The organism is Mycobacterium sp. NGS68 (assembly GCF_059812195.1).
Map to the genome: position 1 here is coordinate 17,017 of NZ_JCALCE010000035.1, position 13,264 is coordinate 30,280.

The 13,264-nt window shown below is 69.3% G+C and carries 15 protein-coding genes; all 15 read right to left on the reverse strand.

Annotated features, from left to right (window positions below; translation table 11 throughout):
- Window position 1: 1 nt before the first annotated feature.
- Genes AC5Y5V_RS26165 through AC5Y5V_RS26235 form a run of 15 tightly spaced genes read right to left on the reverse strand, consistent with a single transcriptional unit; the run spans window position 2 to window position 13,211 of the window.
- Window positions 2-742: a DUF6390 family protein gene (locus AC5Y5V_RS26165; protein ID WP_499940921.1), complete on the reverse strand. Its 741-nt coding sequence runs from the start codon at window positions 740-742 to the stop codon at window positions 2-4.
- Entirely contained in the window at window positions 739-1,866 is a 1,128-nt protein-coding gene (hypD, locus tag AC5Y5V_RS26170) for a hydrogenase formation protein HypD (protein ID WP_499940923.1), read from the reverse strand. Before hypD ends, AC5Y5V_RS26165 begins: the two co-directional genes overlap by 4 nt.
- 9 nt (window positions 1,867-1,875) lie before the next feature.
- Window positions 1,876-2,148: a HypC/HybG/HupF family hydrogenase formation chaperone gene (locus AC5Y5V_RS26175; RefSeq protein WP_499940925.1), complete on the reverse strand. Its 273-nt coding sequence runs from the start codon at window positions 2,146-2,148 to the stop codon at window positions 1,876-1,878.
- Between the two features lie 14 nt (window positions 2,149-2,162).
- A complete protein-coding gene (gene hypE / locus AC5Y5V_RS26180) occupies window positions 2,163-3,272 on the reverse strand; it encodes a hydrogenase expression/formation protein HypE (RefSeq protein ID WP_499940929.1) in 1,110 nt (369 codons plus the stop codon).
- Complete coding sequence (locus AC5Y5V_RS26185; protein ID WP_499940932.1) at window positions 3,269-3,907, reverse strand: D-sedoheptulose-7-phosphate isomerase; 639 nt, start codon at window positions 3,905-3,907, stop codon at window positions 3,269-3,271. The genes hypE and AC5Y5V_RS26185 overlap by 4 nt, the downstream gene beginning before the upstream one ends.
- On the reverse strand, window positions 3,904-4,626 hold the full coding sequence (locus tag AC5Y5V_RS26190; protein WP_499940934.1) for a HypC/HybG/HupF family hydrogenase formation chaperone: 723 nt from the start codon (window positions 4,624-4,626) through the stop codon (window positions 3,904-3,906). The genes AC5Y5V_RS26185 and AC5Y5V_RS26190 overlap by 4 nt, the downstream gene beginning before the upstream one ends.
- Window positions 4,623-6,944, reverse strand: coding sequence for a carbamoyltransferase HypF (gene hypF / locus AC5Y5V_RS26195; protein WP_499940936.1), 2,322 nt, complete (start codon window positions 6,942-6,944; stop codon window positions 4,623-4,625). The genes AC5Y5V_RS26190 and hypF overlap by 4 nt, the downstream gene beginning before the upstream one ends.
- A 1-nt stretch (window position 6,945) precedes the next feature.
- Entirely contained in the window at window positions 6,946-7,212 is a 267-nt protein-coding gene (locus AC5Y5V_RS26200) for a HypC/HybG/HupF family hydrogenase formation chaperone (protein ID WP_499940938.1), read from the reverse strand.
- A gap of 3 nt (window positions 7,213-7,215) precedes the next feature.
- Window positions 7,216-7,716, reverse strand: coding sequence for a hydrogenase maturation protease (locus AC5Y5V_RS26205; protein ID WP_499940940.1), 501 nt, complete (start codon window positions 7,714-7,716; stop codon window positions 7,216-7,218).
- 16 nt (window positions 7,717-7,732) lie between these two features.
- Window positions 7,733-7,852 carry a DUF6893 family small protein gene (locus tag AC5Y5V_RS26210; protein WP_499940942.1) on the reverse strand — a complete coding sequence of 40 codons (120 nt, stop codon included), beginning with the start codon at window positions 7,850-7,852 and terminating at the stop codon, window positions 7,733-7,735.
- On the reverse strand, window positions 7,840-9,210 hold the full coding sequence (locus AC5Y5V_RS26215) for a hypothetical protein (protein ID WP_499940944.1): 1,371 nt from the start codon (window positions 9,208-9,210) through the stop codon (window positions 7,840-7,842). Before AC5Y5V_RS26215 ends, AC5Y5V_RS26210 begins: the two co-directional genes overlap by 13 nt.
- Window positions 9,207-9,863 carry a DUF6084 family protein gene (locus AC5Y5V_RS26220; RefSeq protein ID WP_499940946.1) on the reverse strand — a complete coding sequence of 219 codons (657 nt, stop codon included), beginning with the start codon at window positions 9,861-9,863 and terminating at the stop codon, window positions 9,207-9,209. The genes AC5Y5V_RS26215 and AC5Y5V_RS26220 overlap by 4 nt, the downstream gene beginning before the upstream one ends.
- Complete coding sequence (locus AC5Y5V_RS26225; protein WP_499940948.1) at window positions 9,860-10,510, reverse strand: DUF5947 family protein; 651 nt, start codon at window positions 10,508-10,510, stop codon at window positions 9,860-9,862. Before AC5Y5V_RS26225 ends, AC5Y5V_RS26220 begins: the two co-directional genes overlap by 4 nt.
- Complete coding sequence (locus AC5Y5V_RS26230) at window positions 10,507-11,406, reverse strand: NifU family protein (protein ID WP_499940951.1); 900 nt, start codon at window positions 11,404-11,406, stop codon at window positions 10,507-10,509. The genes AC5Y5V_RS26225 and AC5Y5V_RS26230 overlap by 4 nt, the downstream gene beginning before the upstream one ends.
- Before the next feature lie 5 nt (window positions 11,407-11,411).
- Entirely contained in the window at window positions 11,412-13,211 is a 1,800-nt protein-coding gene (locus tag AC5Y5V_RS26235; RefSeq protein WP_499940953.1) for a nickel-dependent hydrogenase large subunit, read from the reverse strand.
- Window positions 13,212-13,264: the final 53 nt, after the last annotated feature.

Genomic DNA, 13,264 nt, shown 5'->3' on the forward strand with positions numbered 1-13,264 from the left:
ATCAGTTTGGCACCCGCGCCAGCCGGTTGTTGGTCTTCTGCAGTTGCCGGTCCGTGCTGTCGGCCAGCGCCGCGATCTGTTCGGGCTCCAGCCGCCCGCACAGCCGGCCCCAGTGCACCGCGACCTCGTCGCCGACGGCCACGTCGGGCACCGCGCTGTACCCGTCGGCCCAGACCGCGAGCCGGCGTGCCGACGGCTCCGACAGCCGCAGCGCGGCCCCGTCGAACACCAGCTTGCGGCACCGCACCCCGATATCGTCCCCGTCACGGGAAAGCACTGTGCCCCAAGTGATCCGGCAGTTGTCCAGCACGCTCAGCGGGTGCTCATCCATGCCCCGGCCGAGGAACCTGGTCCACGGATACACCCCGAACACGTGGAAGCAGTGATTGCCGGCCGCCTCGCTCGTCAGGTCGGTCGTGAGGTGTGACCAGTAGTGGCCCGCCCGCGGGCCGATGATGGCCAGCAACTCGTCGAAGAATGCCTGCGGGTCGAGGTCCGCGCCGACGCCGCCGCCGAGCCAGTACGACTCGACGAGCCGGTGGTCCAGCGGGTCGACGATGCCGGTCAGGCTGGACAGCACCCGCAGATACGGCCACGCCCCCGAGAATGTCGTCGCGGCGCGTCGCACCTGGTCGACCGAGCCGTCGCCCAGCGTGGCCCCGAGCGGGGGACCGCAGTAGCCCAGCGCGTTGGGCGCGTGCGCATAGCGGGCGAACATGTCGACACCGCGGCTGTCAGTCAAGTGCGGGCCACGAGCTTGACGGCGTCACGGTGCAGGCGGCCGAAGTTGTAGTACGCCGCGCACGCGCCCTCCGGCGACACCATGCACGTTCCGATCGGCGTCTCCGGGGTACACGCCGTGCCGAAAACCTTGCACTCCCAAGGCTTGAGCACGCCCTTGAGTACCTCGCCGCACTGGCAGGCCTTGGGGTCGGCCACCCGCACGCCCGGCATCGCGAACTGCAGCTCGGCGTCGAACTCGGCGAAGTCGTCGTGCAGCCGCAGCGCGCTTTGCGAGATGAATCCCAGTCCGCGCCACTCGAAGTGCGGCCGCAGCGCGAAGACCTTGCCCATCAGCGCCAGCGCCGCCGGGTTGCCGTGTTCGGGCACCACCCGCCGGTACTGGTTCTCCACCTCACACCGGCCCTCGCGGATCTGGCGCAGCAGCATGGTGACAGCGGCCAGGATGTCCAGCGGTTCGAAACCGGCCACCACCAACGGCTTTCGGTACACATCCGGTACGAACCGGTACGGCCGGTTGCCGACGACGGTCGAGACGTGCCCGGGGCCGATGAACCCCGACAGCCGCAGGTCGGGCGATTCCAGGATGGCCTTGATGGGCGGCACGATCGTGACGTGGTTGCAGAACACGCTGAAGTTGCGCAGACCCAGGTCCCGGGCACGCACGAGCGTAACGGCGGTCGAGGGCGCCGTGGTCTCAAAGCCGATCGCGAAGAACACCACGTGCCTGTCCGGATTGTCGACCGCGATCTTGAGTGCATCCAGCGGCGAATAGACGAACCGCACGTCGGCGCCACGGGCCTTCGCGTCCAGCAGGCTGCCGGCCGAACCCGGGACCCGCATCATGTCGCCGAAGCAGGTGAAGATCACGTCGGGCTGGCCGGCCAGCCACATGGCGTCGTCGATGCGTCCCATCGGGATCACGCAGACCGGGCAGCCCGGCCCGTGCACCAGTTCGACGTTCTCCGGCAGCAGGTGTTCGATGCCGTGCCGGTAAATGGTGTGCGTGTGACCGCCGCACACCTCCATGAACTTGAACACCTCGCTCGGTCCAGCGAGTTTCTCGATCGCGGCCAGCAGCTTGCGGGCGGCGGCGGGGTCGCGGAATTCGTCGACGAATTTCATCAGGGCTCCTCACACGATCGACGACGAGTCGAAAGCTTCGAGTTCGGTGGTGTAGGCCTCGCCGAGCTTCTTGACGGCGGCCAGGGTGAGCAGCGCTTCGGTCTCGTCGATCTTGGCCATCGCGAAGCCCACGTGCACCAGCACCCAGTCGTCGGGCTGGGGCATGTCGTCTTCCAGCAGCCGCACGCTGATGCTGCGCTGCACGCCGCTGACGTCGACCTTCGCCAGATAGTTTGCCGGATCGGTGATTTCGACGATCCGGCCCGGAATGCCAAGGCACATAGGATCTCTCCTTTCTAACAGATCCGCGGCAGCGGGTCCCCGACGAGCATGTCGACGATCCGTGTTCCGCCGAATCCGGTACGTAGTACGACGCTTTCCGCGGGTTCCGTGACGATCTCCCCGACCTCGGCCGCGTCGGCGCCCAACGGATGCGACCGCAGCGCGGCCAGACCCGCCTCGCCCTCCTCCTGCGCGACGACGGCGACGAACTTGCCCTCGTTTGCGACGTAGAGGGGATCGATGCCCAGCAGCTCGCATGCGCCGTTGACCATGGGCCGCACCGGAAGTCGCTCCTCCTCGAGCAGCACCCCGAGCCCGCAGGCCTGGGCCAGCTCGTTGCACACGGTGCCCACGCCGCCGCGGGTCGCGTCCCGCAGCCACCGGGTGGACGGCGCGGCGGCCATCAGCAGCTCCACCAGCGGGCTGACGCAGGCGGTGTCCGAGGCGATGTCGGCCTCGATGGCCAGGTCGCCCCGGGCCAGCATGACCGCCATACCGTGATCGCCCATCGACCCGGACAACAGCACCCGGTCGCCGGCGCGCACCGCCTGGGCCGACAGCCGTCGCTGCGCGGGGATCACGCCGGCGCCCGTGGTGGTGACGAACAGGCCGTCGGCGGCGCCGCGGGGCACCACCTTGGTGTCACCGGTGACGATCTGCACGCCCGCCACGGCGGCCGCTGCCGCCATGTCCGCGACGATCTCCTTGAGCTCCGCGATCGCAAAGCCCTCTTCGAGGACGAACGCCGCCGAGATCCACGACGGCACGGCGCCGGCCATCGCCAGGTCGTTGCAGGTGCCGTACACGGCGAGCTCGCCGAGGGAGCCGCCGGGAAAGCGCCTGGGCGACACCACGAACGAGTCGGTGGACATCGCCAGCCGATCACCACCGGGCAGCGTGAGCACCGCCCCGTCGCCGAGCGATTCCAGCAGTGGGTTGCGGAAGGCCTCCACGAACACCGCGTCCACCAGTGCGGCCGACGCCTTGCCACCCGCTCCGTGCGCCAGCGTGATGTGGTCGTCGCGCAGCCGCGGGCGGCGCCGGCGGAACGACTCGATCCGTTCGATCACCTCGCCCTCGGCGAACCGGGGGCCCGACGACAGGTATTCGCCGCCGCGGCTCACGCCGCCACCGCCGACCACAACTGGTAGCCCAGCAGGGCCTGGGCTTCCTGGATGCGATGCACGCTCTGCGAGCGAACGACGAAGCAGGCATCCACATTCGGGTTGTCCACGAACGCGCCGCCGTCGTATCCGGCGAAGCCGACGGTGTACAGCCCGCGCCGTCGCGCCTCGGCCAGGGCGGTCAGCAGGTTGGGCGAGTTGCCGCTGGTCGACATCGCGATCGCGATGTCGCCGGCCCGCGCCCGCGCGATCAGCTGGCGGGCGAAGACCAATTCGAACCCGACGTCGTTGCCCAGCGCGGTCACGATGGCCTGGTCGGCGGTCAACGACCACGCGGGCAGCGGCCTGCCCAGCGGCGGCCGGGCGAACAGGCCCGCCAGCGTCGTGGAATCGGTGCAGCTGCCGCCATTTCCGAAGGTGAACATCCGCCCGCCCGCCGCGAAGCGCCGCGCCAATTCGGCGGCCGCGGACTGCAGGAGGGCGTCATTGGCCTGCAGCGTCGAGCGCCGCAGCGCCAGGCTCTCGGCCGCCTTGGCCTGTGCCGACGCGGCCAGGTCGGCCAGCAGCGACGTCGCGTCCTCCTCCTGCGCATCGATGAACGGGTACAGAAAGTTGGTCGGCTCGTCGCTGCTCATGCGTCCTCTTCCAGTCGGCTGATCGCCGTGCCGGCGTGCACCAGGATCAAGTCGCCGGCGCCGACGGGCTCGACCAGCGCGGTCACCACGTCTTCGAGGCCCCGGGCGGTACGCACGGTCGCCATCCCGTCGGCGCCCGCGGTGACGATCTCGCCCGGGCGCCCCTCGTCGCTGCAGGTGACGCAGACGTCGTCGGTTTCGGCGGCGCATTCCTTGAGCAGTCCCGGGTGCTCGAAACAGACATGGGTGAGCTCCCACAGCAGGTGGTAGAACAGCACGAAGCCGCCCGTCGCGGGCACCCGTGGATCGGGGTCGTCCAGCCACAGCACGTGGTCGGCCATCCCGACGTCGGGCCGGTCGCCGCTGCCGATCCAGACGGTGCTGGCGCCCCAGGCCGGGCCGCGCCGCATCACCGAGCGCACCTGCGGGTCGGCGGCGCCGGAGACGGCGATGACGATGTCGCCGGGCCGCACCGATACCCGGACCAGGTCGACCAGGTCGGGTCCGGTGAGCGCGACCGCGGGCAGGGCGCGCTTGCCCATGATCACCGGGTGGACGAACTCGACCGCGATGTGCAGGGCGTGCGGTTCCCAGGACGGCGCGATGGACCACATGGTGCCGCCCGCCGCGAAACGTTTGGCCAGGGTGAACGCCGCCCGGGCCAAATCCGAGGCCAGCTCTGCGCTCAGGCCGCGGTCGATCGCGCTGACGGCGTTCACGAGTCGGCCCCTTCCCGGCGCGCGGTCAGCATGGCGACGGCCGCCTGTCCCAGCGCCAGCCCACCGTCATTCGGCGGTACCGTGTGGTGGGTCAGCACCTCAAACCCATTGCGCTGTAACCTGTCCCGGCACGCACGCAGCAGCAGCACGTTCTGGAACACGCCGCCGGTGAGGCCCACCAGCCGCACCGGCCCGGCCACCTGGCCGACCACCTCGGCGACGGCGTCCGCGACCGCGCGGTGAAACCCCGCCGCCAGTGCCGCCGGTTCGGCACCGGCGATCAACGCCGACACCAGGTTCCGCACCAGGGGTGCCGGATCCAGCACGCCGTCCGGCCGCACCGGCAGACGCAAGGGTTCTGTGTCCGTTGCGGACTCGGCGAGCGCCTCGAGTTCGATCGCGGCCTGGCCCTCGTAGTCGATGCGATGGCGCACCCCGAGCAGGGAGGCGACGGCGTCGAACAGCCGGCCCATGCTCGAACACGGCACACATCCCGTCCCACTCTCCAATTGCGAACGGGTGAGGCGCAATTCGTTCGGCGTCGCGGCGGCCACCGGCGCCAGCTCCGGAGTCCAGTCGATGTCGGCGGTCCACAGCTGCGATAGCGCCATCCGCCACGGATTGCGTACCGCGGCGTCGCCACCGGGCAGCGGGACCGCCAGCAGGTGGCCGGCCCGCAGGAACCGGTGACTGTCGCGCCCGAGTCGCAGGATCTCGCCGCCCCAGATGGTCTGGTCGCAGCCGAAGCCGGTGCCGTCGAAGGAGACCCCGATGACGGATTCGCCGAGGCGGCCGTGCTCGGCCAGCAGCGACACCACGTGCGCGTGGTGGTGCTGGATCAGATGCACCGGACGGTCGCCCGCGTGCCGTTCCGCCCAGCTTCGGGTGTGATACCCCGGATGCAGGTCGGCGGCCAGCCGCGCGGGGGTGCCCCGTATTTCGCTGAGTTGCGCGACCGCGCGCTCGAACGCCCGCAGCGTCTCCCAGCTGCCCATGTCGCCGATGTGCCCCGACAGGTATGCGAGCCGGCCGTCGGTCAGGCAGAAGGTGTTTTTTAGCTCGCCGCCGACTGCCAGGACGGCGGGCCCGGTGCTGCCGAGTTCGACGGGCAGCGGCGCGTAGCCGCGGGACCGCCGGATCGGCAACTCCCGGCCGTCCACCACGCGGACCACCGAGTCGTCGCACGGCACGTGAATTGGCCGGTCATGGTCGAGCACTGCGTCGCACAACGCCGGAAGCCGTTCCGCGGCATCGTCATCGGTGAAACAGATGGGCTCGTCGGAGCGGTTGGCGCTGGTCAGCACGAGTGCGTCGGGCCCGTCAGCCAGCAGCAGGTGATGGATCGGGGAGTAGGGCAGCATCAGCCCCAGCAGCGGGCTGCCGGGTGCGACGCCGTCGGCCACCACCGCGCCGGGGCGGCGCCGCAGCAGGACGATCGGGCGGGCCGGTCCCGAGAGCACAGCAGCCTCGCCGTCGTCGACGAACGCAAAACGCCGTGCGACCTCCAGGTCACGCACGAGTATCGCGAACGGCTTGGCGCCGCGGGCTTTTCGCGACCGCAGGGCGCCGACGGCCGCCTCGTCGTCTACGGCACAGGCCAGGTGGTAGCCGCCGATGCCCTTGACGGCAACCACCGCACCCCGGGCCAGCGCTTGTTGGGCCGCCGCCAGCGCGGCATCCGACCCCCGGACCCCGGGGGCCCTCGGCGGTCCCGAAAACCAGAGCGACGGGCCGCAATCCGGGCATGCGATCGGCTGCGCGTGGAACCGGCGGTCGGCCGGATCGTGGTATTCGGCGGCGCACCGTGCGCACATCGCGAATGCGGACATGGTGGTGGCCGGGCGGTCGTACGGCAACGTGCGGATGATGGTGAACCTCGGCCCGCAGTTGGTGCAGGTGACGAAGGGGTGCCGGTACCGTCGATTGGTCGGGTCGAACAACTCGGCCACACAGGCGTCACAGGCGGCGACGTCGGGCGGAATCGGGGTGGCGGTGCCGGGCGCCGGGTGGCTCGTCACGATCCGGAACTCGCCGTCGCACAAGGCATCCAGCGCGACGTCGGCAACCGAGACGGCGCTGATCCGTGCCAGCGGCGGTGCCTGCGAGCGCAGCCGGCGCGCGAATTCGTCGACGCGGGCGCCTTCGCCCTGCACCTCGAGAAACACGGCGTTCGAATCGTTGCCGACGAACCCGGCCAGGCCCAGCTCGGTGGCGATGCGGTGGACGAACGGGCGGAAACCGACCCCCTGGACGACACCGGTCACGGTGAAGCGCTGCCGAACGGGAACCACGGCGAGCATCAGGGGGGAGTTGAGCATGTCAGCCGACCCCCGGAAACGCGGACGGGTCGCCGGGCCCACGGCCCATCAGCTCCAAGCCGGCCAGGGCCTGCTCGGCCCCCGCCCGGTCGGTCTTCTCGACGACAAAGCCCATGTGGATGATCACCCAGTCGCCCGGCGCGAAAGTCTCGTCGGACAGCATACCGACATTGACCCTGCGCTGTTCGCCGGTGACGTCGACCAGCGCGAGCTGGCCCTCGTAGCCGTCCAGCATCCGGATCACCTGACCGGGTATTCCCAGGCACATGGCTCAGCGTTCCCCCCGGGTCGACGCAACGGAATCCCCGTCGCGCAGCGCCGCGACGATCTCCTCGACCGCGCGGGCGGCGCGGGGCACGGCCCTGGCCACGGGTTCGGTCAGGCCCATCCCTTCGTCGACGTTGCCCGCCTCGCAGCCGACCACCACCGTGTAGGGCGGAGTGCCGCCCAGCGCCCGCAGGCTGGCGAACACCGTCTCCGGGTCCATGCCGTGGGCGTCCAGACCCGCAGCGCCGGAACCGGTTTCGTGGTCGGCCTGGAACACGTGCAGGGTGCCCGGCCTGCCGCGGCTGGGCACCGCGTCGACCAGAACCAGGCTGTCCCAGTCTTCGAGCAGGTCGTAGGCCAGGTGCATGCCGCGAATGCCGTAGTCGACGATGCGGACGGCCTCGTCGTCCGCGGGGATCTCGGCGTGCCGAACCACCTCGGAGCCAAAACCATCGTCCCCGAGGAAGATGTTGCCGATTCCGGCGACCAGAATGCGTGCTGCCACTGGGCTGCCCGCCCGGTTACATGCGCCGCAGTTTGAGGTAACGCTTCGCGTCCGGCAGGGACACCAGCCCCATCGCAAGTGCCGCCGCGACCACGATCGCGAGCAGGGCGACGAACACCCAACCTAAGACCTCCATGTCGAACTCCTTTCGGTGACTTCCTGTGGTTCCAGCGGCTCGATTTCGTCGGGGGAGAAGTACAAGTAGCGGCCGTACCAGTCGTGCAGCTCGGCGGCCGGGTCGTCCTCGACCACCACGCCGACGTGCTTGTTGCCCTCGACGTCCTCGTGCACGGACGTGACGCGGGCGATCTTGCCGGCGACGAAGATGTCTTGGGCGTCGGCGTTGCGTCTCGGCCGCAGGATGACGCGGCTGCCCCGCGCGACCGGGACGCCGTTCACCAGGACCGCGTCGATCTCTGGGCGAACCGCAGTGTCGGCCAGCGGATCCCACCAGTCGATGCCCTCGGGGACCTCGGGCACCAACCCGTCCCGGACGGCCCCGACGTCTGGGGCGTGCGGGTCGCGCAGCACGCCGTGCAGCCGCGCCATGGCCTCCGGTGACATGGCGTCGCACTGGTCGATGATCCGCGCCGCCCGCGGGTCGGTGGCCCGGGCCTGCTCCTTCTCCTCGTCGGTCATCGTCATCACCCGCAGGGTGAGGATTTCGTCGATCTCTGTGCAGTCGTACAGTGCGGTCTTGCTCTGTTCGGCAACCTCGGGGTGGTCGTAGAGGATGATCGGCGAGACCAGCAGGATGTCGTCGTTTCCGGGCGGGCCGGCCAGCACCGGGAAGCAGCGATGCTGGCCGCACCGCGACACCGCCTCGGCCGCGCCGGACGGCGGTTCGAGCAGCGAGATAAACCGGCCGCCAACAACTTCGGCGATGACGTGGGCGCCGATCAGGGAACGGGCGATCGAATCGGTCTTGTCGGTGGGCGCGGCGCCGACGTTGCTCAGCCGCAGCGAGACCCGCAGTAGGTCGCCGTCGGGTTCGGCGGACACCGTCAGCTCGCCGCGCACGTCCTGCCGTTCGCGGACCAGGCGGCCAACCTTGAGGGGTTCGACGTCGACCGCCGCGGCCGCGGCGACCGGCAGGGCCCAGCGCCGGTCGGGATCGTCGAACGCGAGCGGCCCGAAGGACACCTCGCATTCGACCGCCTCGTCCCAGGTAAGCCAGGCGCCGGACGGCGTGGTCAGTTGCTCGACCGGCTCGAAGCCGTAATCCACCTGAAGCTCCGCGCGGCGGTGCTGCAGCTGCAGGAACCGCACCACCAGCGTGATCGCCCGGGCGCCGTCCACCAGGAACTGCGCGGCCAGCGTGTCGTCTTCGCCCAGCCCGGCCGCGGCCGCCCCGGGCGGGCCCAAGACGCCGAACTGCCAACGGGATTGGTTCTTGCTTGAGGTCCCGCGGTAGGGGTATAGCAGGTAGCCCTCGTAGAGCACGGCGTCGGCGACGGTGCGCACCCGGGCGTAGGTGTCAGGAGAAGAAGTCACTGCACCGCCTCCGAATGCGACGCATCGGCGATGAGCGTGGTGACGGCGTGGTCGAGGTCGAGCATCCCGTGTGCCGACTTGTAGCGGGACAGCGCGGCGACGGTGTCGTGGTTCAGCCGCACCCAACCCGTATTCGGGAAGTGCTGGGTGATCAGTTCCCGCCAGGCCGTCACCGGCATGTCGTAGCGGTCCTCACAGTCCCAGGAGACCTGCTGCACCGAGAAGCCGCGCTCGGCCTTGACGAAAATGGTTCCGCTGAACAGGAATTGGAGGGGCAGGGCGCCGTCGCGCAGCGCATGCAGGTACTTGGCGGCGGCCACCTCGAAGTCGTAGGTGCAGTCCAGCGGAAGCGCGACCGTGGTGTTGCCGGAGAATCCGGGCACCATCGCGGTGCAGTGCTGCCACAGAAACGTGCGCTGGGTGGTGGCCCAGCGTTCGCGCGGCCCGAACAGGTCGTTCAGCCCCGCCGCCTCGTCGTCGGAGTAGGAACGTCGCAGCGGCTCGATGCGGACCTGACAGCGCAGCGCGATGGCGTGCACCGGGTCGTCGGTGGTCGCGGCGACCCCGATGCGGGCCGTCAGCACGGGGGTGACGGTGTAGGGCTCGGGCGTCACGTCGAGGACGGTGAAGTTCACGTCGAGCGATTCGGTCATGACGGTGCCTGCCGTGGCATCCGCCGGGAGCGTTCCGCGATGTGTTGGAAGAAGCCGTCGATGAACTGGCGGGCCTGCTGGCCGCCGTCGAAGCCGCGCCACAGCATGCGCAGCCGGCCGACGAACTCGTAGCACGCGTCGATCGGGACGAGGTAGCTCTGCGGCTCGGCGCCGCCATTGGGGTCCTCGGGCAGCCGGACCAGCAGTGCCTCCACGTCGTCGGTCAGCAGCTCGATCCGAGAGTCGGTGCCGTGCAGCGCGTTCCAGGTTTCCAGGTCCAGTTCGGATTCCGTCGCCCCGGCCGGACCGGGGTAGAAAGCGACGGTGCGCCCCAGTTCCGAATTGGTGAAGAAGAAGGCCACGCCGACGGGGATCTGCAGCGCCTCCCACGCCCGGCGGTCCAGGGCGAAGTCGTCGAATGCCAGATACCGGTCCGGCACCGCCCGGTAGCGCAACTCGGCGGTGCTGTCGGTGAACAGCAGATAGCAGGCCCGGCACACGCACATCAATTGCCGGGCGGCGACATTGACGACGTGCTGGTGTTCGTCGGCGATCTGCTCGTTGCACATCTCGCACCGCTCTTCGGCCGGTTCGGGCGCCCGGCGGTTGCTGGTGATGCGGGCCAGCACGTCGTACGGAGTGGTCATGCCGGCACCGGTGTCCCTTCGCTCAGCGCCACCGACGGCACGCCGTCGCGGGGCAGCAGCGGCAGCGGCTCGAGGTGGGCGCCATTCGGGTCATTGCGCGCGGCGCCGGCGTGCACCACGTCGAAGTCCGTCCGGCAGCGCGGACAGCGCAGCAGTTCCCGGTCGAGTCGCGCGCCCGCCAGCGTGTCTCGGCAGAGGGGGCAGTGGTCGCGGTAGGCCAGCGTCTGGTCACCGACGCGGCAGATCAGCACCGTGGTCCCCGCGACCAGAAAGCCGGCCACCTCGCCGGGCGCCAGCTCCGCCACCTCCGGCAGCCGGTGCCAGCCGTGGCCGTTCGAATGCAGGGGCGCCAGCAGCGATTCGGCGGGGATCACGCTGCCCTTGCTGGCGCGGTCGGGCGCCTCGACCTCGATGGCGGTGACCTCGGGCGCCGCCGCGCGCACCGCGTCCTCGACCGCGAGTTCCAGCGTCGCCGCCGACGACGGGCAGCTCTTGCAGCTGCCTTTGAAAGCGAGGCGCACCACACCGCCGTCGCTCACCCCGAGCAGGTCGACGTCGCCGCCGTGCGAACCCAGGTAGGGGCGCACCCCGTCCAGCGCGTCGGACACCCTGCGGTGCACGTCATGCGGATGCAGGCCGTGCACCAGGAGCAGGCTGGCCACCAGGTCGTCGGTGGCCAGCCGCTCGGTCAACACCGCGTCGGAGAGCGCGGCGACGTGATCCAAGATCCGTTCCAGCCCGGCCCCGTAGAGCCCGACCACCTCCCGGACCAGTTGCTGGGCGCGCTCATGCGCAGCCGCTCCGCCCGCCGCGAATGAATCCAGCAGCGTCTGGATCCGATCGCCCGCCGCACGCCACTGCGCTTGTACTGCTGGGGTTTCCGGGCGATCCGCCATGAGGTCTACTCCTCGACAGGCGACTGCGTCGGGGTGTGCAGTCTCTCGAGCGTCTTGCCCTTGCCCAAGTACATGTGCACACCGCAGGGCAGACACGGGTCGAAGCTGCGGACAGTGCGCATGACGTCGATGCCCTTGAAGTGCTCGCGGTCGTTCTCCTCGAAGATCGGCTGGCCCTGCACCGCGTCCTCGTACGGGCCCGGCGTGCCGTAGCTGTCGCGCGGGTTGGCGTTCCACGGGGTGGGCGGATAGGGGTGGTAGTTGGCGATCTTGCCGTCCCTGATCACCAGGTGGTGGCTGAGCACGCCGCGGACCGCCTCGGTGAACCCACATCCGATGCCCTCGTCGGGGACGTCGAACTTCTCCCACGTCTTGGTGCGCCCGGCCCGGATCTCGGCGAGTGCCTTCTCGGCGAAATGCAGCGCGCACGCTGCCGCATAGGCCTGGAAGTAGGTGCGCGCCCGGTCGCGTTCGATCGTGTTGCTGCCGTGCTTGGGGATCTTCCACTCCAATTCCACCGGACCTTTCAGCACGGTCTTGGGGAGGTTGATCTGCACGCTGCTACCGGTGGCCTTGACGTAGCCGATGTCCACCAGGCCGGCCAGTGCGGTCGACCATAGCCGGGCCAGCGGACCGCCGCCGGTGTCCAGCGCCAGGTGATCCTTGCCGTCGAACCAGCGCGGCGACATCACCCAGCTGTAGTTGCCGCCCTCCATGTCGCGCTTCTGCGGGTGCGGGTTGGTGTGCTGGTTCCAGGGGTGCCGCCGGTCCACCGCGTTGCCCAGCGGGTCGGTCTTGACGAACATCTCCTGATCGGTCCAGTCGTCGTAATACGAACTGCCCAAAAGGATGCGGATACCGAGGTTGATGTCGACCAGCGAGTGGGTGACCAGCTTGCCGTCGACCACCACGCCCGGGGTCACGAACATCGCGTTGCCCCAGCGCTCCATGTCCTTGTACTCGAAGTTGCACACCTCGGGATCCTGGAAGGAGCCCCAGCACCCGAGCAGGGTGCGGCGCAGACCGACCTTCTCGTAGCCGGGCAGCGCGTCGTAGAAGAAGTCGAATAGGTCGTCGTGCATCGGCACGACCTTCTTCATGAACTCCACGTACCGCATGAGCCTGGTCATGTAGTCGGTCATCAGCTGGATGGTCGCCACGGTGCCGACGCCGCCGGGGTACAGCGTGGACGGGTGCACGTGGCGACCCTCCATGAGGCAGAACATCTCTCGCGTCCAGCGGCTGACCGCCAGGGCCTCCCGGTAGAACTCGCCGCTGAACGGGTTAAGCGACCGCATGATGTCGGCGACCGTCTTGTACCCGTGCGCGTCGGCGTGCGGTGCCGCGGTCTTCTCGGCCTTGGCGAGCACACCCGGGTTGGTCTCGGCGACCATCTTCTCGCAGAAGTCAACGCCCACCAGGTTTTCCTGGAAGATGTTGTGGTCGAACATGTATTCCGCGGCCTCGCCGAGGTTGACGATCCATTCACCGATGTGCGGCGGCTTCACCCCGTACGCCATGTTCTGCGCGTAGCAGGAACAGGTGGCGTGGTTGTCGCCGCAGATGCCGCAGATGCGGCTGGTGATGAAGTGGGCGTCGCGGGGATCCTTGCCCTTCATGAAGATCGAGTAGCCGCGGAAGATCGACGACGTGCTGTGGCACTCGACGACTTCTCGGTTCTCGAAATCGATCTTGGTGTAGATGCCGAGGCTGCCGACGATCCGGGTGATCGGATCCCACGCCATCTCGACGAGCTGGCCGGGTTCCCGCTTGGACGTTGACGGCTCGGGAATGATTGTTGTCATAGCAAATACTGCTCTCCGCCTGGACGGCTCTGAAGGAACTGTCTGGAACTCGA

Coding starts and splice junctions, on each gene's coding strand:
- hypD (WP_499940923.1), bottom strand. CDS start 1,866: ATGAAATTCGTCGACGAATTCCGCGACCCCGCCGCCGCCCGCAAGCTG.
- AC5Y5V_RS26175 (WP_499940925.1), bottom strand. CDS start 2,148: ATGTGCCTTGGCATTCCGGGCCGGATCGTCGAAATCACCGATCCGGCA.
- AC5Y5V_RS26185 (WP_499940932.1), bottom strand. CDS start 3,907: ATGAGCAGCGACGAGCCGACCAACTTTCTGTACCCGTTCATCGATGCG.
- hypF (WP_499940936.1), bottom strand. CDS start 6,944: ATGCTCAACTCCCCCCTGATGCTCGCCGTGGTTCCCGTTCGGCAGCGC.
- AC5Y5V_RS26200 (WP_499940938.1), bottom strand. CDS start 7,212: ATGTGCCTGGGAATACCCGGTCAGGTGATCCGGATGCTGGACGGCTAC.
- AC5Y5V_RS26210 (WP_499940942.1), bottom strand. CDS start 7,852: ATGGAGGTCTTAGGTTGGGTGTTCGTCGCCCTGCTCGCGATCGTGGTC.
- AC5Y5V_RS26220 (WP_499940946.1), bottom strand. CDS start 9,863: ATGACCGAATCGCTCGACGTGAACTTCACCGTCCTCGACGTGACGCCC.
- AC5Y5V_RS26225 (WP_499940948.1), bottom strand. CDS start 10,510: ATGACCACTCCGTACGACGTGCTGGCCCGCATCACCAGCAACCGCCGG.
- AC5Y5V_RS26230 (WP_499940951.1), bottom strand. CDS start 11,406: ATGGCGGATCGCCCGGAAACCCCAGCAGTACAAGCGCAGTGGCGTGCG.
- AC5Y5V_RS26235 (WP_499940953.1), bottom strand. CDS start 13,211: ATGACAACAATCATTCCCGAGCCGTCAACGTCCAAGCGGGAACCCGGC.